Origin of the sequence: Corynebacterium striatum ATCC 6940 (genome assembly GCF_000159135.1) — a bacterium.
Classification (GTDB): Bacteria; Actinomycetota; Actinomycetes; order Mycobacteriales; family Mycobacteriaceae; genus Corynebacterium; species Corynebacterium striatum.
The window spans coordinates 417,654-436,451 of record NZ_GG667520.1 but is presented as its reverse complement, the minus strand read 5'-3'; the positions used below and the strand labels follow the sequence as shown (position 1 = coordinate 436,451).

The window sequence follows — 18,798 nt, the reverse complement described above, 5'->3', positions numbered from 1 at the left end:
GCTTTTGGGCGAGCTTTTGGAAATATATCCGGACTTGGAGCCCCGATTCGTGGAGGAACAGACGGAACACCTTCTAGAAAAACTACGCGATGGACAGCTTGATCTAGCCATCATTGCGCTGCCTTCCGCAGCTGCCGGCATGGTTGATGTTTCCTTGTATTCCGAGAACTTCGTTGTCGTTACCGATCCCGAGCACCCACTGGCTGGCCGTGACGATCTCAAGCTGAGCGATCTTGACCATCTCAACCTGCTCCTCCTCGATGACGGCCACTGTCTGCGTGACCAAGTCCTCGATCTGTGCCGGAAAGCTCGCGTCAACCCGTCAGAAGCTACCAATTCGGTCACTCGAGCTTCTTCATTGACCACGATCTTACAACTGGTCATGGGTGGCCTAGGCGCCACACTCGTCCCAGAGTCTGCTATTGCCACAGAGTGCATCAACCCTCGCCTCAAGGTCGCACACTTCGATTCTTCGGTCACTGCAGAACGCAACGTTGGTCTCGTATTCCGCAACTCTGCCGCACGCGCTGACGAGTTTCGCGAGTTCGGAAACCTAGTCACCAAAGCTTTCGAAGATGCTCTGAAACGCTCCCGGTCCGTCGAAACCCCAGCTAAGTAGAGGCCAGGCGATCGCAAATCCCCGGCTGCACGGTTCATCAAAGAACGTGCAACCGGGGAGTTTGTTTTGACTTCTGGGAGAAGCGATTAGCGAATATGCTTAGGCGCTTTCGGGCGCATAACGGTTCGCGCACTGGCGCATGATGTGCGCTTGGGCCAGCATGCTTACCGGCATAATGACCAGCATGCCCAATCCCAGCGTCAAGATAGTGGCGAGAGCCAAGAGAAGCATCAAGAAGCTGAACAGAAGCAGCTGACCGTAGTTAGCCTTGCCGGCCGCAAAGCCCTTCTTGAAAGCACCACCAATAGACTCACCGTCGGCGGCAAACCACTGCATAAGAACGTACAGCGGCTGAATCAACCAGCTAATCAACATGCCTACAGCCACGAATCCCAGAATCGTAGACACAGCCTTCATGGCGTCAGCATCTGATTCGATATCGCCGTTGAACAGTGCAACGAAGGCTGCACCGCCAAAGATAAGCAAACCAATGAGCATCAGGCCGCCAATAACAATGTTGACCACCAAGCCAACCACAAACGGCTGCACCCAGCGCACGTTTTTACCCACGTATCCCCACGACGTAGCGGGATCGTCAATCTGGTAGAACGCCAATCGCATCACTACCAGGCTAACGATGAGACTGAACAGAGTTGACAAAATGTTCACGGCCATGCTGGACAGGCCCGCGGCTGCAGTTGCTTCCTCAGAACCGCCAGATAATCCACCGGTGATTACTCCACCGATTAAGGACAGCACCAGGGTGACAGCGATTACCGCAAAGGCACCAAGAATCCATAGTTGCCAATTGGCAAAGGTTGCACGGAATCCCCAGCCGATGGCTTTTGTTGCGGAGACGGGGCCGGTGTAGGCAGGTGCGGCATGGTTGCGTCCCGAAAGATTTCCTGCACCATAGGGGCCATACGAGCCATAAGCATTGCCGTAAGCTGTGCCTGCATAACCAGGCTCGGAAGATTGCGCGCCGTAGCTACCGTAGGAAGGCAGCCCATAATCGGGGCGGTCTTCTGGGTGATTAGTAGGTTCGTAGCGAGGCAAGTCGTTATTCCGGGTGGGGTTGTTGAACTTATCGTCACCGCTCGAACCATCTGCACCGAATGGGTTGGACACTGTGGCTTCCTCCTTGATTCCGGTTAATCAAAATCACTTGACTAAACTTTCGTAACAATCAGCATTAGCTTATCAACGTTTTCATGCCTCACGCTGGACGGGTAGAATTTCCCACCAGCTATGACTAATCTTTCACAATCCTCATCCCCGACCCGCGATGAGCTTTTTGCAGCTCTCGATGAGGTTACTTTAAAGGACGCACGCGCTTTCCGACGCCGCCTGCGCAAGGCACGCTCCCCCCAAGCACTCACCGCAATCGGGGACGATATCCAACAAGCCCGCGAACGCGTCGCGCTAATCGACGCCGCCGTCCCCGCCATTTCCTACCCCGAGGCACTGCCGGTTTCGGCACGCAAAGACGATATTGCCGACGCAATCCGCGATAACCAAGTGGTCATCATCGCGGGTGAGACTGGTTCTGGCAAGACAACACAGATTCCAAAGATCTGTCTTGACCTAGGCCGGGGGCGTCGCGGGCTCATTGGGCATACCCAGCCCCGCCGTCTTGCGGCCCGTACCGTGGCAGAGCGCATCGCAGATGAGCTGGACCAGACGATCGGCGAATCCGTAGGCTATGCCATCCGCTTCGACGACCGGGTTTCAAATACGACCGCGATCAAGCTGATGACGGACGGTATCTTGCTGGCAGAGATGCAACGTGACCGCTTCCTCAATGCCTACGACACCATCATCATCGACGAGGCCCACGAGCGTTCCCTCAACATCGACTTCCTTCTGGGCTATCTCAAACGCCTATTGCCGAAGCGCCCCGATCTCAAGGTCATCATCACCTCTGCAACCATCGACCCAGAGCGCTTCGCCACCCACTTCGCAGATGCCGAAGGCAACCCAGCGCCGATTATTGAAGTATCCGGTCGCACCTATCCGGTAGAAATTCGCTACCGGCCGCTCGAGTTCGAGGCCGGGGGCAAAGTCGTCGATCAAGACCCTATCGACGGACTCTGCGAGGCAATCGAAGAGCTCATGGCCGAAGGAGAGGGAGATATTCTCTGCTTCTTCCCCGGCGAGCGTGACATTCGCGACGCCATGGAGGCAATCGAGGCCCGCAAGTGGAGCGGCGTTGAGGTCACTCCCCTGTTTGGACGCCTTTCCAACGAAGAGCAGCACCGCGTGTTCTCTGGGCACCGTGGCCGCCGCATCGTCCTGTCCACCAACATTGCCGAGACCTCTCTGACCGTTCCCGGAATTCGCTATGTCGTTGACACAGGTACGGCACGCATTTCTCGCTACTCCACCCGCACCAAAGTCCAGCGTCTGCCCATCGAACCGATTTCACAGGCAAGCGCCAACCAGCGCTCAGGACGCTGTGGCCGTGTTGCGGACGGCATCGCGATTCGCTTGTACTCCGAGCAGGACTTCCTCTCCCGCCCTGAGTTCACCGATCCAGAAATCCTGCGCACCAACCTCGCCAGCGTCATCTTGCAGATGATCTCCTTGCGCTTGGGAGACATCTCGGAGTTTCCATTCGTCCAGTCGCCAGAGCAAAAGGCCGTGCGCGATGGCCTCTTGCTCCTCCACGAGCTTGGCGCTCTGAGCCCGCGAGAAGAAAAGGACGGGCTTCCGGTACTGACTGACGTCGGCCGTGTCCTCTCGCGAATACCAGTCGACCCGCGCATGGCACGTATGCTCGTCGAGGCACACCGCTCCGGCTGCCTCGAGGACATCATTGTCATCGTTGCCGCCATGACAATTCAAGACGTCCGCGAACGCCCGCTCGAGTTCCAGGCCCAAGCAGATCAAGCGCATGCGCGCTTTAAAGACAAGTCTTCAGACTTCTTGGCCATGCTTAATCTCTGGGACTTCGTGCAGGATGCCCGCAATGAGCTGAGCGGCATTGCCTTCCGCAAGCGCATGAAGAAGGACTTCCTCCACTACATGCGTATCCGCGAGTGGTTTGACTTGGTGCGCCAATTACGCGACGTCGCCAAGCAGCTCGGGTGGAACCATGAGGAGGCCACCGAACGCCGCCCCGATGACATTCATATGTCACTGCTGTCCGGGCTCTTGTCCAACATTGGTGCCCGCGATGGCAACTCCAAGGAATTCCATGGCGCCCGCAACACCCGCTTCCTTGTGTTTCCAGGTTCTGCACTGGCCAAGAAGCCCCCGGAGTTTCTCATGGCGGCAGAACTCGTGGAGACCTCCCGCCTGTGGGCCCGCGACGTCGCCGCGATCGACCCTGCCTGGGTGGAAAAGCTCGGCGCCAACCTGCTCAAGCACAACTATTCGGATCCGACGTGGTCACGCAAGCGCGCGGCCGCTGTAGCAACGCAGCGTTCGACGCTCTATGGCGTGCCCATCGTCACCGACCGCACGGTACCCTATCATCGCGTCGACCCCGTAGCAGCACACGATATGTTTATCCGCAACGCTCTCATTGAAGGCGAGTGGAACACTCATCACCACTTCTTCCACGACAATGTGAAAAAGCTTGAGGAAGCAGCACAGTATGAGGACAAAGCACGACGTCGCGGACTCGTGGTGGACGAGGATACTCTCTTCGACTTCTATGACCAACGCATTCCAGCAAAGGTTACTACCGGGCGTCATTTTGACTCTTGGTGGAAGAAACAGCAGCACCAGACTCCGGATCTGCTGGACTTCGATCCAGACAAGCTCATTGAGGACACCCATGATGTCACCGAGGAGGCATTCCCGGATCGCTGGCTGAAAGGCTCTATAGATTACGACTTGACCTACAAGTTTGAGCCAGGTGACCCACTCGACGGCGTGACGCTGATGGTCCCAGTACCGCTGCTTGCGGGTCTGGATACTGAAGGCTTCGATTGGCTGGTTCCGGGCCTGCGCCTTGAGCTGGTGACGGAACTTATCCGTTCCTTGCCAAAGGCGATTCGCCGCACGGTGGTCCCGGCGCCTGAGTTCGCGGAGCGGGCGCTGCCGCGGCTTATCCCATATGAGGGATCGATTACGCAGCAGCTTGCCGACGTCCTCCGTGAGCTCGGTGGACAGGGCATCGACGCCACAGATTTCAAGACTTCCGCCCTGCCGGCACACCTGCGGATGAACTACGCTGCCGTGGATAAGCGCGGCAAGATCATTGATTCTGACAGGGACCTAGCCGCATTGGTCCGCCGCCAGGCCGGGCACATCAAGTCCTCGGTCTCCCGCGTGGGACGAAAGTCGGAGTCGAAGGCAGTGAAGGAATGGACCACGGATACGTTGGGCACCATTGATGAGGAAGTAACGACCGTGGTTGATGGCCACGAAGTCACCGCATATCCGGCACTCGTGGCTTCTGCTGAGGGTGTCTCTTTGAAGGTTCACCCGACTAAGGCTGCGGCAGATGCGGCGATGATAACTACGACGTTGACGTTGCTAATGCGGGAGATTTCGGTCAACCACCAGCAGATGGTTAAGGGGCTGCCCTTGCAGCAGCGCGTAGCGGTGGACGCCTATCCACACGGTAGCGCTGAAGGATTGGTCAACGATGCTCGAGTGGCGGCGATCCGCGATCTCATGCTTGAGGAAGGCGGCCCGCAGCGTTCCCCGGAGGGATTCCGCACGCTTCTCGACGCCATCAAGCCGCAGGTTGCCGGCCGGGTTCGGCAGTCGGTAGTGGCAATTGCACCGGGACTTGCGGAGTACTCAAACCTGCGCGCTGAACTCGCGCACTGGGATGGCCCTGCCATTGACGACATGAAGGCACAGATGGAGTTCTTGCTGCCGAAGAACGCCATCACCATCCATGGCATGACGCACCTGCGCCATCTTCCCCGCTACATGCAGGCGATCCGAATCCGTTTGGAGGAGATGTCCCTCGACCCGGACAAGGACGCTGACCGTCAAGCAGAGGTCGAGGAGGCCAAGGCCTATCTGGCCAACCGCTTGCGGACTCTACCAGCCGGGCGCGCAAAGACGCGGGGGGTCAAGGACATCTATTGGATGATGGAAGAGCTGCGGGTTTCGCTCTTCGCGCAACGCCTCGGCACGGCGCACCCAGTGTCGCTGCGCCGTATCCAAAAGGCAGTAGACAAGCTGCGCTAAGTCACATAGCCAATGGCTTAAAAGCTATCGCGGTCGCGGCGACGCATGAGTCGGATCTCTGATTCAAAGTCGTCCGCGCTCTCGAAGGATTTGTAGACCGATGCGAAACGCAGGTACGCAACCTCATCCAAGTCACGTAGTGGCTCGAGAATAGCGAGACCGATGTCATTGGCATTGACCTGGGAGGAACCGTGGCTACGCACGGTCTCCTCTACTTCTTGGGCAAGCTTCTTCAGCGCGTCATCCGTTACGTCACGGCCTTGGCATGCGCGACGCACACCGCGAATCAGCTTGTCCCTGCTGAAAGGCTCAGCCAAGCCATTTCGCTTGACGACTAACAAGACAGCTTTCTCGACTGTGGTAAAGCGGCCTTTGCATGAAGCACATTCACGGCGGCGCCGGATTGCTGTTCCTGCATCAACCACACGGGAGTCAATGACTCGTGACTGTTCATTATGGCAAAACGGGCAATACACCGTGCGGTTCCTTCCTCTTCCACGTCATCCGCCACTCACATGTGAGAGGCGGGCGTTGAGACCGCATTTAGTGTACTGCCCGATTCCCGCACGATGCCATTTATGCTCATCTGCTGGGCCCGACACCTAGGCCCAGCAAAGGCTTTGCGCGGATGGCTAGTTGTTCACGCTGGCTTGCACAACCTGCTGAGTTCCCTGCGGCGCAGCGCCCCCATCAGCCGTGAGACCACCAAACACAGTTCCGATGAACACTGCCACGCCGAACACCGCACCAAGAAGATAATTTCCGCGATTCGAGTTTTCACGCGAATTTGCCACCTCGCGCTGACCAGCATGATCGGTGCGTGGACGACACTGAGGAACACCGCTGTATGTTCGATTATCCACACTGAGTGTTCGAACATCACGCACATGTGGACTCCGTGTAGCGCCGTAGCGTGCAGATGCATCAGCATCCCAAACAGACGCCGCTGGAACAACGCTGGCGCGGTACGCACGGGATGACTTGAAGTAGTTAACCTGCTTGTTGTTGGAGTTGAGTACGATTGCCATGATGTTTCCTTAAGCGTTTTTCTTTGACGATTAGTTTGTGGCTACAGCCTATTCAAACGCTACGACACGTTCGAAAATTCCCATCGCCAATTCGTTCGAATTAGTTGCCATGTTCGATTTATAACAGCTTTTCGAAAGTTTGTCCATATCGAAGCGAAAATTCTCGAACATTTGCCCGCAACGTGATAGAAATGAAGAGAAGCTTTTCGAAAATTCGAACAGATAGTAGCTAACCAACCCACCCAAGCAGATTCGACGCCATATCTATCCCACCCAAGGAGACCCGATGCCACGCAAACCCGCCAAGAATTCTGGGAAGCCGGACATCAATTCACTCTCTGCGCGCCAGCGCCGCATCCTGGACGTCATCCACGACGCTGTGATGCTGCGCGGCTACCCGCCTAGCATCCGTGAAATCGGCGACGCCGCCGGACTGCAATCCACCTCCTCCGTGGCCTACCAGCTCAAGCAACTCGAGGAGAAGGGCTTTCTGCGTCGCGACCCTAACAAGCCACGAGCCGTAGACGTCCGACACCTCAATAATGAGGAAGACACCAAGAAGCCGGGCCGCAAGACAGGAGCCAAGGCAGATAAACCAGAACCTGGTTCATCGATGACGCCTGAAGAGGCTTCTGAGGTTGCTTACATTCCAGTTGTTGGCCGTATCGCTGCGGGCTCCCCCATCACGGCTGAAGAAAATATTGACACTTATTTCCCGATGCCAAACGACGTAGTGGGAACCGGTGAGCTATATATGCTGCAGGTTGTCGGGGACTCCATGCGTGATGCCGGTATCCTCAATGGAGACTGGGTCATTATCCGCTCCCAGAATGTCGCTGAAGAGGGCGAATTCGTAGCAGCGCTGCTGGACGGCGACGAGGCAACTGTCAAGGAATTCCACCGCGATTCCTCGGGCATCTGGCTCCTGCCACACAATGACGCCTACTCCCCAATCAAGGGTGACGATGCGGAGATCATGGGCAAGGTTGTTTCCGTCTTCCGCAAGCTTTAGCAGGCGATGTAACATCTTTTCTAGCGGGCATTACCCTCTAATTCCACCCCCTTAAGGGACAGAATTCCACTTCTCGGGTTTTAGCGCCCAAAATCACACATTCCAAAAGTGCAGGCAGTGACTTTAAATTTCACTGCCTGCACTTTTTCTTATATGTGTACACCTTTGGTTTATTCCGATTCGTAGGGTTTTCTGGAAAACTAGGGTTAAGTCAGTTCTATTACTGCGAAAGTACCGCCCCCAACCCCGAGGGCGGAACGGAATACCCAATGCCCCACCCCGTTACGGGCATATTGTTGGAGGACTCTATGTACGCAGAGGAGCGTCGCCGCCAGATCGCATCCCTCACTGCTGTTGAGGGACGCGTTAATGTAACTGAGCTTTCCGAGCGGTTCGATGTCACCGCCGAAACCATCAGACGAGATCTCGCCGTCTTGGATAGAGAGGGCGTGGTTCATCGTGTGCATGGCGGCGCAGTGGCGTCCCAGTCTTTCCAAACCGCTGAGTTCACCTTGGACACGCGCCAGCGTTCAGCCACGGGCGCAAAAATCGCCATTGCGCGCGCCGCGATGCAATTCTTGCCTGAAGCCGGTGGCAGCATCTTCCTTGACGCGGGTACGACCACCAATGCTCTTGCCGATCTGATCGGGCAACAGAATGCGGCGGGTCAGTTCTCTATTGTGTCCAATAGCTTGCCCATCGCTTTGTCTTTGGCTAGCAACGGCGTCCCCGATGTGCAGCTTCTTGGCGGTACCGTGCGCGCTATCACCCAGGCAGTAGTGGGTGATACCGCACTGCGAACCATGGCGCTCATGCGCGCGGACGTTGCCTTCATCGGCACCAACGCCCTTACATTAGATCATGGACTGTCCACAGCCGATTCCCAAGAGGCCGCCATCAAGACCGCCTTCGTGACCAACGCCCACAAGGTTGTAGTTCTCTGCGACTCTTCCAAGCTCGGGAATGATTACCTAGTTAGCTTCGCATCCATCGCCGACATTGATGTTGTGGTCACCGACGCCGCTGCCCCTGAAAGCTTCGTCGAAGCACTGCGTGAACAAGAGATCGAAGTCGTCGTCGCAGCCGAGAAGTAGCTTCCTGCTTAATTACTCCATTCTCAGCTGAGTTTGATCCTCAGCTGAGTTTGTCAGCAGGAGGACAGGGCAGAATCTAAAACGAATCGAAGCCCCCAAAACCGTTGGGGGCTTCCTCGTATCTCAGACTCTTAAGCCTTGAACTCTTCCATCAGATCCAGGGCTGCGGTGCGAGCCTCAGACGGACCTTCAGCGTTAATTGCAGCTTCAGCCAGCTTCTGGCACTGCTCGAGGGTCAGCTCGGAAATCTGAGCGCCAACGCCTGCAACAGCAGTCGATGCAGCGGAAAGCGAGTTGACGCCCAAGCCGGTGAGTACGCAAGCAAGCAGCGGATCAGCTGCAGCCTCGCCACAGACGCCGACCGGCACGTTGTTGTCGCTGCCAACCACGCAGGTGTGCTGGATGAGTCGCAGAACAGCCGGCTGCCACGGATCTGTCAGGTAGGCCAACTGTGGGGAGAGACGGTCCGCCGCCATCGTGTACTGGGTGAGGTCATTTGTACCGATGGAGACGAAGTCGAGGTGCGGCATGATGGTGTCAGCCATAAGCGCAGCTGCAGGGACCTCAATCATGGCGCCAGCAGTCAGGCCGCGTTCGCGGCACAGACCCGCAAACCACTTTGCCTCAACTGCGGTTGCCACCATTGGAGCCATGACCCACGTTGGGACATCGTCGCCACGGTCAGCTGCAGCCTGTGCGATTGCATCCAGCTGGCGAGTCAGCAAAGACTCATTGTCTCGCGCAATACGCAGGCCGCGAACACCCAGTGCTGGGTTTTCTTCCGAAGACAAAGTTGCGTAGGAAATTGGCTTATCGGAACCAGCGTCGAGGGTGCGAACAACGACCTTCGACTCGGGAAAAGCGTTGAAGACCTTGGCATAGATACGTGCCTGCTCGTCCACGGTTGGCTCTTCACTAGCTGAAAGGAAGGACAGCTCTGTGCGGTAGAGGCCAATACCTTCTGCCTGAGAATCGGACGCAATACGAGCTGCGTTGCCGTCAGCAACGTTAGCCAGCAGCTGCACACGGTGACCATCCTTGGTCTGGGCCGGGCCACGCCACTGAGCAACGCGAGCAGCCTTTTCGCGGTACTCCTCCACAGCCTTCAGGGATTCTGCACGGTTAGCGCCAAGGCTGACGGTGCCGACGGACCCATCAACAAAGAGCAGGGTGCCGGACTCGATGTTGCGCAGATCCGCGCCAACCGCCACGATGCAAGGAATGTCCAGCTGACGAGCGATGATCGCGGTGTGGCTAGTTGGGCCACCGAGCTCAGTAACGAGAGCCTTGATGTGTGCAGTATCGAGCGTTGCGGTGTCTGCCGGCGCCAAATCATCGGCCAACAGGACTGCTTCGCCGCTGACCATCGGCAGACCAGGCTCCTGCTCGCCACGCAGCTGTGCGATAACGCGATCGCGGACGTCCTTCAAGTCAGTGGTGCGCTCAGCCATCACGCCACCGGCGGCTTCAAACAGGGTGACAAACTTTTCGGTCGCACTGGCAGTTGCATACTCTGCTGGACGGCCACTGCGGATGCTCTTACGTACTGCCTTGTGCCAGCCACGGTCCTTAACCATGCCTGCAGTAGCTCCCAGCACTTCAGCGGCCTGCCCCTCAGCCCCTGCTGCACGCTGCTCCAGACGACTTGCAACTACGTCGACAGCTTCGAGGAAGCGGTCGTACTCTCCGTCGCGCTTCTCCTCATCGATCAGCTCACCAGCAGTGGGCAGTTCTGGGCGCGGGCGAACCCACACAGCCTCGGCGTATGCGACACCAGCGACAACGCCGGTGCCCTTGATGGTTGATTGAGATACGTTTTCCATCACACATTTCCTTCAGAAGGGGATTTTGCTCTCATCCTAGATCATCACAGACCGGACAAAAAAGCAACGAATACCACAGTGATTTGATTGACTTTCGGACACATTCGGACAACAATCAAAAGTGAACAGAAAACTATGCTTGGCCATCGTCCGGCGCGTTTTCTCCCAATATACGCAAACTGCGAAAGGGACGAGTTTCCACAATGATTCTCACACTGACCCCCAACCCCAGTATTGACGCCACGCTTGCCCTTAACGAGACCATCAATCCTGGTGCAGTCCACCGCGCTTCCCAGGTTTCCCAGGTCGCAGGCGGCAAAGGCGTCAATGTCACCCACGCCGTCCATTTGGCCGGAGTAAAAAGCGTCGCCCTTCTGCCCGCGCACAAAGGCGATCACTTCCTCAACCTGATGGAAGAAGCACACATTCCATTCGACGCCGTCGCAATGCCTGGCACCGTCCGGATCAATACGACGGTCACCGAACCAAACGGTCGCACCACCAAGATCAATGGCCCGGGACCAGTCCTCAACGAATCCGTGCAGTCAGCAATAACCTCTTCTCTCGGCGCGCTCGCAATCGGCGCCGATTGGGTAGTACTTGCTGGCTCCTTACCTAAGGGTGTTCCTACTGAGTGGTACGCCATGCTTGTCGACGCAATCCGTGCCGCAGCGCCCCAGGCCAAGGTTGCGGTGGATACCTCCGATGCCCCGATGGTCGCACTCAGCGAGCGTCTTGAGACCTCTGCGCCGAACCTCATCAAGCCCAATGGCTTGGAACTTGGTCAGCTCACAGGAACCGACGGCGAAGCATTGGAAGCGGCAGCGGAAAAGGGCGACTTCAGCGGAGTCGTGGAAGCTGCTCAAGTCGTTGTAAAGCGCGGCATTGGCGAGGTGCTCGTAACGCTCGGCGGCGCAGGCGCCGTGCTCGTCACTGCTGATGGTGCATGGGCTGCGACTCCCCCACCAACCAAAGTTATGTCTACGGTGGGCGCTGGAGACTCCTCCCTGGCTGGCTACATTCTGGCTCGCCGTGCAGGCAAAGACTTCGCAGAATCACTGCGGCAATCGGTGGCTTATGGCTCCGCAGCGGCAGCGCTTCCTGGCACCCAGATCCCGACCCCCGAACAAATCAATATCGACCAAACAATCGTCTCTTCCTTGTAAAGACTGAATTTTCTCATTAATCGAAGGAGTGTCTCATGGCATCCGATCTCATCACGACTGACCTAGTCGCGTTGGACGCCGATTTCGGCGATAGCATCGAATCAGTCATCACTAATCTGGCCACTTTGGTCCATGGCACCGGTCGCGCTTCCTCTATCGAGGGCTTGGCGCAACCAGCCATCGACCGCGAAGCCAAGGCTGGCACCGGCGTTCCCGGCGGCGTTGCCATTCCGCACTGCCGCTCTGAGGTCGTCACCGAACCAACCCTGGCTTTCGCTCGCCTGAGCCGTGGCGTGGATTTCTCCGGCCCAGACGGTGACGCACAGCTCGTCTTCCTCATCGCCGCACCAGCTGGTGGTGGCAAGGCTCACCTGAAGATTTTGTCCAAGCTAGCTCGAGCTTTGGTCAAGAAAGACTTCTTGGAAGCCCTCCGCTCGGCTCAGAGCAAAGAGGAAATCGTCAAGCTGGTTCTCGACGTAGTCAACGCCGAGAAGCCAAAGAAGCCTGCTGCTGAGGCAGGTGCCGCCGCTGGCGCAGCAGGTGCTGCGGTGGCTTCGGCCGAGCCAGCTACGGCAAAGGCCGGAGCCACCAACATCGTGGCGATTACCGCGTGCCCTACCGGCATTGCGCACACCTACATGGCTGCCGACGCACTGACGCAGACGGCCGCGGAGCGCGACGACGTCAACCTCACGGTGGAAACCCAGGGCTCGTCCAACAACACCTCTGTTTCCCAGTCCGTCATCGATGCGGCTGATGCCGTCATCTTCGCCACCGACGTGGGAGTTCGTGACCGCGAGCGGTTCGCGGGTAAGCCGGTCATCGAGTCCGGTGTTAAGCGCGCTATTAACGAGCCAGGCGTCATGCTCGACGAAGCAGTTGCCGCTGCCAAGAACCCGAACGCTCGTCGTGTTGCTGGCGAGGCGGGCGCGGCGTCGTCAAGCGCTGCTGAAGAAGGCGACTCCCTGGGCTGGGGCAAGCGCATCCAGCAGGCCATCATGACCGGTGTTTCCTACATGGTGCCTTTCGTTGCTGCCGGTGGTTTGCTCCTCGCTTTGGGCTTCCTCTTCGGCGGCTACGACATGGCTAACGGCTGGCAGGCCATCTCTACGAACTACTCGCTGACGAACCTGCCGGGTCACGAGGTTGAGGTCGACGGCACGATGATGACCTTCGACCGCTCCGGATTCCTCCTCTACTTCGGCGCCGTACTTTTCGCTATTGGTCAAGCCGCGATGGGATTCATCGTCGCTGCACTGTCTGGCTACATTGCCTTCGCGTTCGCTGGCCGTCCTGGCATCGCACCGGGCTTTGCTGGTGGCGCCATCGCAGTCACCCTGGGTGCTGGCTTCATCGGTGGTCTGGTTACCGGCCTCATCGCGGGGCTCGTGGCCATGTGGATTGGCAACTGGAAGGTTCCACGCTGGATCGGCTCCCTCATGCCGGTTGTCATCATCCCGCTGCTGACCTCGCTCATCACCGGCCTGCTCATGTACCTGCTGCTCGGCGCTCCGCTGGCTGCACTTATGGAAGGCCTGCAGAACTGGCTGTCCTCCATGTCCGGCTCCTCTGCAGTGCTGCTGGGTATCATCCTCGGCCTGATGATGTGCTTCGACTTGGGTGGCCCAGTCAACAAGGCTGCATACTTGTTCGCTACTGCGGGTCTTTCCACTGGTGACCAGGCTTCCATGGAAATCATGGCTGCGGTTATGGCTTCCGGTATGGTTCCGCCAATCGCGCTGTCCATCGCCACCTTCGTTCGTAAGAACCTGTTCACCCCTGCTGAGCAGGAGAACGGTAAGTCTGCATGGCTGCTGGGGCTGTCCTTCGTTTCCGAAGGCGCTATCCCGTTCGCTGCTGCTGACCCGCTGCGCGTCATCCCTGCGATGATGCTGGGTGGCGCAACCACCGGTGCTCTCTCGATGGCGATGAACGTTGGCTCCCGCGCTCCGCACGGCGGCATCTTCGTCTTCTTCGCAATCGACCCGGCCTGGGCTTACTTCCTCGCAATCGCTATTGGCGTGGTCGTCTCCGCGGCCGCCGTCATTGCGCTGAAGCAGTTCTGGCCAAACAAGACGGTCGAAGAGGCTGCCGCCAAGGCGGAAGCTGCCAAGACTGCACAGGCCGCTGCATAACGCGTACACTTGTAATCACGAAAACACTTACAGTCGAAAGGACTTATCATCATGGCATCTAAGACCGTCAAGGTTGGATCTTCCGTTGGCCTGCACGCTCGTCCGGCTTCCATCATCGCGGACGCTGCTGAAGCTTACGACGAGGACATCTTCCTGACCCTCGTGGGCAGCGATGACGATGAAGAAACCGACGCCGCTTCCTCCCTGATGATCATGGCTCTGGGCGCAGAGCAAGGTGACGAGGTTACCGTTACCTCCGAGAACGCCGAGGCAGTCGAGAAGATTGCCGGCCTCATCGAGCAGGATCTGGACGCTTCCTAAGGCTCCAGAGTCTCCCGACTTAAAGACTTAACTCCCGGGCTCTTTTAGAAGAGCTCGGGAGTTATTTTTATGTTTAATTCTTATGCGCCGAGGCAGCTGTACTTAGTACTTCGCTCCCTTGCCCTCACCGAAGGTTTCATAGAGCCACTTGGCGGCTGGGTAGACCACGATGACGCCGATGGAGCCCCAAGCGATGCCCTCGAGGGAGATGGAGCCGATGTTAAGTGTCAGATTGCCGATGCCGGCGATAAGGGCCACAGCAGCGCAGGTGAGGTTAACCGGATTGTTGAAGTTAACCTTGTTGTCCATCCAGATGCGCACGCCCAGCATGCCGATGAGGCCGTATAGAACCAGAGTGGCACCGCCCAGCACGCCTGTAGGGATGGTGAAGATCAATGCGCCAAACTTCGGTATGAAGGCCAAACAGATAGCGAAGCTTGCCGCGACCCAATAGGCTGCCGTGGAGTAAACACGAGTAGCGGCCATGACGCCGATGTTCTCAGCGTAAGTCGTGGTACCCGAACCACCGAAGCCGCCGGCGATGGCGGTGCCCAAGCCGTCGGCGATGAGGGCGTCACCAGCAAGGTCATCGAGGTCTCGTTTGGTCATCTCAGACACGGCCTTTACGTGGCCGATGTTTTCCGCAATGAGGACCACCAAGACTGGCAGCGCCACGGCAATCGCAGAGAACTTGAATTCAGGGGTGTGGAACTGCGGAAGACCAATCCATGCCGCCTGGCGAATGGTCTCGGCTGTTCCTTCAGCAAGGTTGCCAGTCACCGCCGCGAAGACCCAGCCAATCACAACGCCGATAAGGATGCCCAAGCGCGCGACCATGCCGCGACCGCCCACGGTCGCAACGATGATCGCCACGAGAGTCACCACGGCCACCAGCGGCTGCGTCTGGAAGTTGCTCGTGGCAGCAGGCGCCAGGTTAAGGCCGATGAGCGCAACAATTGCGCCAGTCACCGCCGGAGGCATCACAGCATCAAGCACGCGGCGTCCCGCAGCCTTCACTACAAAACCGATGAGCACCAGCACCAGACCGGTCACCAGAATGGAACCTGCCTGCGCACCAATGCCGTACTGTTGCGAGGCAGACAGCGGCGCGATGAACGCAAAGGAGGAGCCCAGGTACGAAGGAAGGCGGTTGCGGGTGATCAGCAAGAAGAGAATCGTGCTGATTCCGGAGAACAGCAGCGTGGTGTTGACCGGGAAGCCGGTCAGTGTCGGCACCAGCAGAGTCGCGCCAAACATGGCGACCACGTGCTGCATACCGATACTGATGGTGCGGCCCCAGCTCAGTCGTTCTTCGGGCGCGACAACCGCGCCGGGTTCAATATTTTTACCATCGCCGTGCAGGCGCCAACCAAAAGTACTCACGAGCTTTCATTATTACCCACAAGCACGATTTTAGGAAACTTCCTCCACCACGAACTCCGAAAGCTCACGTGCGATGGACGCAGGAAGGCGGACGTCGACAAGCGTGCCCTCGTTGGTGTACTCCTCGTAGCGCACCGTGCCCTCAGCATGCACGCGAGATACGACGTCGCCGCGGGTAAACGGAACCAGTAGGCGGACGTGGCTGTCGCGAGAGTTAAGGAAGAGCTCAATGCGCGAGGTCAGTTCGTCAATGCCCTCGCCGGTGTGCGCAGAAACATACACCACGTTTTCGTGGTCGAGGACGTGGCGAATCTCTGCCAACACCAGCGGGTCCGCCTGGTCAATCTTGTTGATAACAATGATTTCCGGCGGTGCCTGCTCCCCTGTCTCCTTAACAATGTCGTAGATGACCTTGTTTACGGCCTCAATCTGCTTAATGGGGAAAGGATCGGATCCATCCACCACATGCAGCATGATGTCCGCCGCCAAGACTTCCTCGAGCGTGGACTTGAAAGCCTCAACCAGCTGCGTGGGCAGGTGGCGCACGAAACCGACGGTATCGGTGAACACCACCTGGCGGCCGTCTGCAAGCTCAGCGCGGCGCGTGGTGGGGTCCAGGGTTGCGAACAACGCGTCTTCCACCAGCACGCCCGCTCCAGTCATCGCATTAATCAGCGAGGACTTGCCCGCGTTGGTGTAACCCGCGATGGCAATCTGTGGAATCGTTGAAGACTGACGCTTGGAGCGCTTGACCTCACGCGCTGTCTTCATACCGCGCAATTCCTTGCGCAGGCGAGCCATTTCGGTGCGGATGCGGCGGCGGTCCGACTCAATCTTGGTCTCACCAGGGCCGCGCAGGCCGACGCCGCCGTTGGAGCCAGCTCGGCCACCGGCCTGACGGGACAGGTTGCCGCCCCAACCACGCGTGTGGGTGTACAGGTATTCCAGCTGCGCGAGCGAAACCTGGGCTTTGCCCTCTTTGGACTTCGCGTGCTGCGCGAAGATATCGAGAATCAGCATCGTACGGTCAATGACCTTGGTATTGAGCTCGCGCTCCAATGCGGAGAGCTGACCTGGCTGCAACTCACCGTCACAAATGACGGTATCCGCACCCGTTGCCTCAACAATCTCTTTGAGTTCCTGTACCTTGCCGCGGCCAATGTAAGTACCAGGGTCCGGCTTGTCACGTCTTTGGTAGATAGCCTCAACGACCTCGGCGCCCGCGGTCTCAGTCAGCGCCGCGAGCTCAGCCATGGTGGCCTCGACCTCGGCAACCGTACCTTCGGTCCAAACTCCTACGAGAACGACCTGCTCAAGGCGGAGTTTTCGGTACTCAACCTCGTAGCCGTCGGTGGTGTCTTCGGCGCGAATTGTGGTGGAAACGCGGCGGAAAGAATTACGCTCGGCTAGGTCGAGGTCACCCGTTGTAGGGTCTTGCGGCTGATAGTCGCCAAATGCCTGTGCGAGAAGTTCTTCGTGATTTTCGTTCATGTTCCCTCCATTCTTGCACGTCGTTGGCTTAAACCCCCAATTAGCGCTGAGCAAATATAGTTGCCATCTTTTCTCCGGCTTATTCCTTTAATATTCTTCCGCGGCAGCTTTTGGCCAGCACTAACGGCGGGATACAATGGCCACCATGACCGAGAATCCCACCGCCACTAAGGCCAACGCTGAAATGGAGGCCATCGGCCTCAACTTCGAGCGCTGGCAAGATGCCGTCGAGGCAGCCATCTCCACTAATCTGCTCACCGTCACTGGTGAAATCCGCGACGGCCAGCTCATCCAATTCGCAGACCCTTCAGGCGCCCAGATCAACATCTTGGCCGTAGAGCCGTTTGCCACCTACATCGGTTTCGAGTCTGTAACCCAGGCCTTCGCCCACGTATCCATGGTCAACGACGTTCTCGCTTTCTTGGAGATCCTCGATCCGTTCGGCACCGTGCTGGCACAAGCCACCGCCAACCTCGCCCAGGGCCCACTCCTCGTTGACGAGGAAACCCAGCCCTGGCAGCAGATCGGCCTGACTGCTATGGGCCTCAAGGTCCAGCGCTACGCCACTGCGGAAGCCTACGAGGCCGAGTTTGGAGCATACCCGGCCGCCTTCGAGTCCGAGGGGGCGGAAATCGTTTCCTCCGGCTCCGGTGCCGCGGCCCCTACTCCAGGATGCCGTTTCGCAGCTCGCGTTATGGAATCCTCGTGGCGCCACAACCAACTGACCGGTGAAAAGTTCATGCACTTGGTCATGGACGGTGCTTTCCCGTTCGATCTGTGCCTGCCAGCTTCCTTTGGCGAGCTCCCTGCGAAAGATGAAGTATTAGCCGGAACTGCTATGCTGACTGCTTCAATCGAAATGCCGACCGGTGGCTGCGGATCCGGCGGCGGTTGCTCCTGCGGCTCCGGCGGCTGCGGCGGACACTAAGTAGCAAAGCAGAAAGGCCAGGTATGGGTTCAGGCAGTCGTCATGCGCTGGCCATCGCCCTCGCGGTGGTGGCTGCCGTTGCGCTCATCGGGACGCTAAAGCTATCTGGTCTTTTTATTGCCCTTTTGGTTGCGGGCGCCATGTGGTTGCTCGCCTCAAGACGGCCCGATGCTTCCGAGCATTCCGCGCTGCGTACCTCCATCGATCTTTCCGCGGACGATATTCGTGACGTGATCGCTGAATACGACGATTTCTGTAACTCAGAAAGCACCGACTCCATCGCTGATCGCACCATGTACCGTCCAGCGCTGTTGGATCTCGATTGCGTGGATCCCACAATCGAGGCCTTTCACTACGAGCTGGGCGGCGCCAAGCGTTTCCTGCGCCGGCTCGAAACCCGCGTCTACCGCAACGACATCGAGACAGATGAACTCGAATCGCTCCTCAAGGTCACCGATGAGCGCGCCACCGAGCTGCGCGAGACCTGGCTCGCGGCTCGGCGCGCGGCCCATTCGTTGGGCACGAAATATGACCGCCGCCCGCAGGAGAACCGCGAGCTACGTCGCACTGAGTCCCCTAAGGCCCCTGAGGACCCTGAGACCCCTGAGGACAAAGCCTAAAGCTGTGTCTGCAAAGACTGCAGC

15 protein-coding genes are annotated in these 18,798 nt (G+C 58.0%); 9 read left to right on the top strand and 6 right to left on the bottom strand.

The genetic code is table 11. The features are described from left to right. Positions 1–619 (top strand): hydrogen peroxide-inducible genes activator (locus tag HMPREF0308_RS04295; RefSeq protein ID WP_005529055.1); only part of this gene is annotated, 619 nt, incomplete at its 5' end. A 99-nt stretch (positions 620–718) separates the two neighbouring features. Here the strand turns inward: HMPREF0308_RS04295 and HMPREF0308_RS04290 are convergent. Beyond that, entirely contained in the window at positions 719–1,747 is a 1,029-nt protein-coding gene (locus tag HMPREF0308_RS04290) for a hypothetical protein (RefSeq protein WP_050765402.1), read from the bottom strand. Between the two features lie 120 nt (positions 1,748–1,867). Here HMPREF0308_RS04290 and hrpA point away from each other — a divergent pair, with 120 nt between their 5' ends. After that, positions 1,868–5,773 carry an ATP-dependent RNA helicase HrpA gene (hrpA, locus tag HMPREF0308_RS04285; protein ID WP_005529052.1) on the top strand — a complete coding sequence of 1,302 codons (3,906 nt, stop codon included), beginning with the start codon at positions 1,868–1,870 and terminating at the stop codon, positions 5,771–5,773. 17 nt (positions 5,774–5,790) lie between these two features. On the opposite strand, the gene nrdR is transcribed toward hrpA, so the two are convergent. Together nrdR and HMPREF0308_RS04275 are read right to left on the bottom strand one after the other, a co-directional pair. Next, the gene (nrdR, locus tag HMPREF0308_RS04280) at positions 5,791–6,249 is read right to left on the bottom strand and encodes a transcriptional regulator NrdR (RefSeq protein WP_034656841.1); all 459 of its coding nucleotides are present in this window, start codon (positions 6,247–6,249) and stop codon (positions 5,791–5,793) included. A gap of 156 nt (positions 6,250–6,405) precedes the next feature. Further along, positions 6,406–6,801 (bottom strand): hypothetical protein, encoded by a 396-nt coding sequence (locus HMPREF0308_RS04275; RefSeq protein WP_005529049.1) that lies wholly within the window; start codon positions 6,799–6,801, stop codon positions 6,406–6,408. A gap of 286 nt (positions 6,802–7,087) precedes the next feature. On the opposite strand from HMPREF0308_RS04275, the gene lexA reads away from it, so the two are divergent. Continuing rightward, on the top strand, positions 7,088–7,813 hold the full coding sequence (lexA, locus tag HMPREF0308_RS04270; protein ID WP_005529045.1) for a transcriptional repressor LexA: 726 nt from the start codon (positions 7,088–7,090) through the stop codon (positions 7,811–7,813). Positions 7,814–8,121: 308 nt separating this feature from the next. Continuing rightward, positions 8,122–8,907, top strand: a complete 786-nt coding sequence (locus tag HMPREF0308_RS04265) for a DeoR/GlpR family DNA-binding transcription regulator (protein WP_034656840.1) — start codon at positions 8,122–8,124, stop codon at positions 8,905–8,907. Positions 8,908–9,038: 131 nt separating this feature from the next. Here the strand turns inward: HMPREF0308_RS04265 and ptsP are convergent, their stop codons facing one another. Further along, positions 9,039–10,730 carry a phosphoenolpyruvate--protein phosphotransferase gene (ptsP, locus tag HMPREF0308_RS04260; protein ID WP_005529041.1) on the bottom strand — a complete coding sequence of 564 codons (1,692 nt, stop codon included), beginning with the start codon at positions 10,728–10,730 and terminating at the stop codon, positions 9,039–9,041. A 203-nt stretch (positions 10,731–10,933) separates the two neighbouring features. On the opposite strand from ptsP, the gene HMPREF0308_RS04255 reads away from it, so the two are divergent. Genes HMPREF0308_RS04255 through HMPREF0308_RS04245 form a run of 3 tightly spaced genes read left to right on the top strand, consistent with a single transcriptional unit; the run spans position 10,934 to position 14,352 of the window. Further along, a complete protein-coding gene (locus tag HMPREF0308_RS04255; protein ID WP_005529040.1) occupies positions 10,934–11,896 on the top strand; it encodes a 1-phosphofructokinase family hexose kinase in 963 nt (320 codons plus the stop codon). Between the two features lie 35 nt (positions 11,897–11,931). Continuing rightward, positions 11,932–14,031, top strand: coding sequence for a PTS fructose transporter subunit IIABC (locus tag HMPREF0308_RS04250; RefSeq protein WP_005529039.1), 2,100 nt, complete (start codon positions 11,932–11,934; stop codon positions 14,029–14,031). Positions 14,032–14,082: 51 nt separating this feature from the next. Beyond that, complete coding sequence (locus tag HMPREF0308_RS04245; RefSeq protein ID WP_005529038.1) at positions 14,083–14,352, top strand: HPr family phosphocarrier protein; 270 nt, start codon at positions 14,083–14,085, stop codon at positions 14,350–14,352. A 102-nt stretch (positions 14,353–14,454) separates the two neighbouring features. On the opposite strand, the gene HMPREF0308_RS04240 is transcribed toward HMPREF0308_RS04245, so the two are convergent. Then, entirely contained in the window at positions 14,455–15,735 is a 1,281-nt protein-coding gene (locus HMPREF0308_RS04240; RefSeq protein ID WP_034656838.1) for a uracil-xanthine permease family protein, read from the bottom strand. Positions 15,736–15,765: 30 nt separating this feature from the next. Beyond that, complete coding sequence (gene hflX, locus HMPREF0308_RS04235) at positions 15,766–17,226, bottom strand: GTPase HflX (protein WP_005529030.1); 1,461 nt, start codon at positions 17,224–17,226, stop codon at positions 15,766–15,768. Positions 17,227–17,362: 136 nt separating this feature from the next. On the opposite strand from hflX, the gene HMPREF0308_RS04230 reads away from it, so the two are divergent. Both HMPREF0308_RS04230 and HMPREF0308_RS04225 read left to right on the top strand, forming a co-directional pair. Continuing rightward, positions 17,363–18,154, top strand: a complete 792-nt coding sequence (locus HMPREF0308_RS04230) for a hypothetical protein (RefSeq protein WP_005529029.1) — start codon at positions 17,363–17,365, stop codon at positions 18,152–18,154. A 23-nt stretch (positions 18,155–18,177) separates the two neighbouring features. Continuing rightward, positions 18,178–18,774 (top strand): hypothetical protein, encoded by a 597-nt coding sequence (locus tag HMPREF0308_RS04225; RefSeq protein ID WP_005529028.1) that lies wholly within the window; start codon positions 18,178–18,180, stop codon positions 18,772–18,774. The last annotated feature ends 24 nt before the right edge of the window (positions 18,775–18,798 follow it).

Coding starts and splice junctions, on each gene's coding strand:
- HMPREF0308_RS04275 (WP_005529049.1), bottom strand. CDS start 6,801: ATGGCAATCGTACTCAACTCCAACAACAAGCAGGTTAACTACTTCAAG.
- lexA (WP_005529045.1), top strand. CDS start 7,088: ATGCCACGCAAACCCGCCAAGAATTCTGGGAAGCCGGACATCAATTCA.
- hflX (WP_005529030.1), bottom strand. CDS start 17,226: ATGAACGAAAATCACGAAGAACTTCTCGCACAGGCATTTGGCGACTAT.
- hrpA (WP_005529052.1), top strand. CDS start 1,868: ATGACTAATCTTTCACAATCCTCATCCCCGACCCGCGATGAGCTTTTT.
- HMPREF0308_RS04250 (WP_005529039.1), top strand. CDS start 11,932: ATGGCATCCGATCTCATCACGACTGACCTAGTCGCGTTGGACGCCGAT.
- ptsP (WP_005529041.1), bottom strand. CDS start 10,730: ATGGAAAACGTATCTCAATCAACCATCAAGGGCACCGGCGTTGTCGCT.
- HMPREF0308_RS04245 (WP_005529038.1), top strand. CDS start 14,083: ATGGCATCTAAGACCGTCAAGGTTGGATCTTCCGTTGGCCTGCACGCT.
- HMPREF0308_RS04255 (WP_005529040.1), top strand. CDS start 10,934: ATGATTCTCACACTGACCCCCAACCCCAGTATTGACGCCACGCTTGCC.
- HMPREF0308_RS04230 (WP_005529029.1), top strand. CDS start 17,363: ATGGCCACCATGACCGAGAATCCCACCGCCACTAAGGCCAACGCTGAA.
- HMPREF0308_RS04265 (WP_034656840.1), top strand. CDS start 8,122: ATGTACGCAGAGGAGCGTCGCCGCCAGATCGCATCCCTCACTGCTGTT.
- HMPREF0308_RS04225 (WP_005529028.1), top strand. CDS start 18,178: ATGGGTTCAGGCAGTCGTCATGCGCTGGCCATCGCCCTCGCGGTGGTG.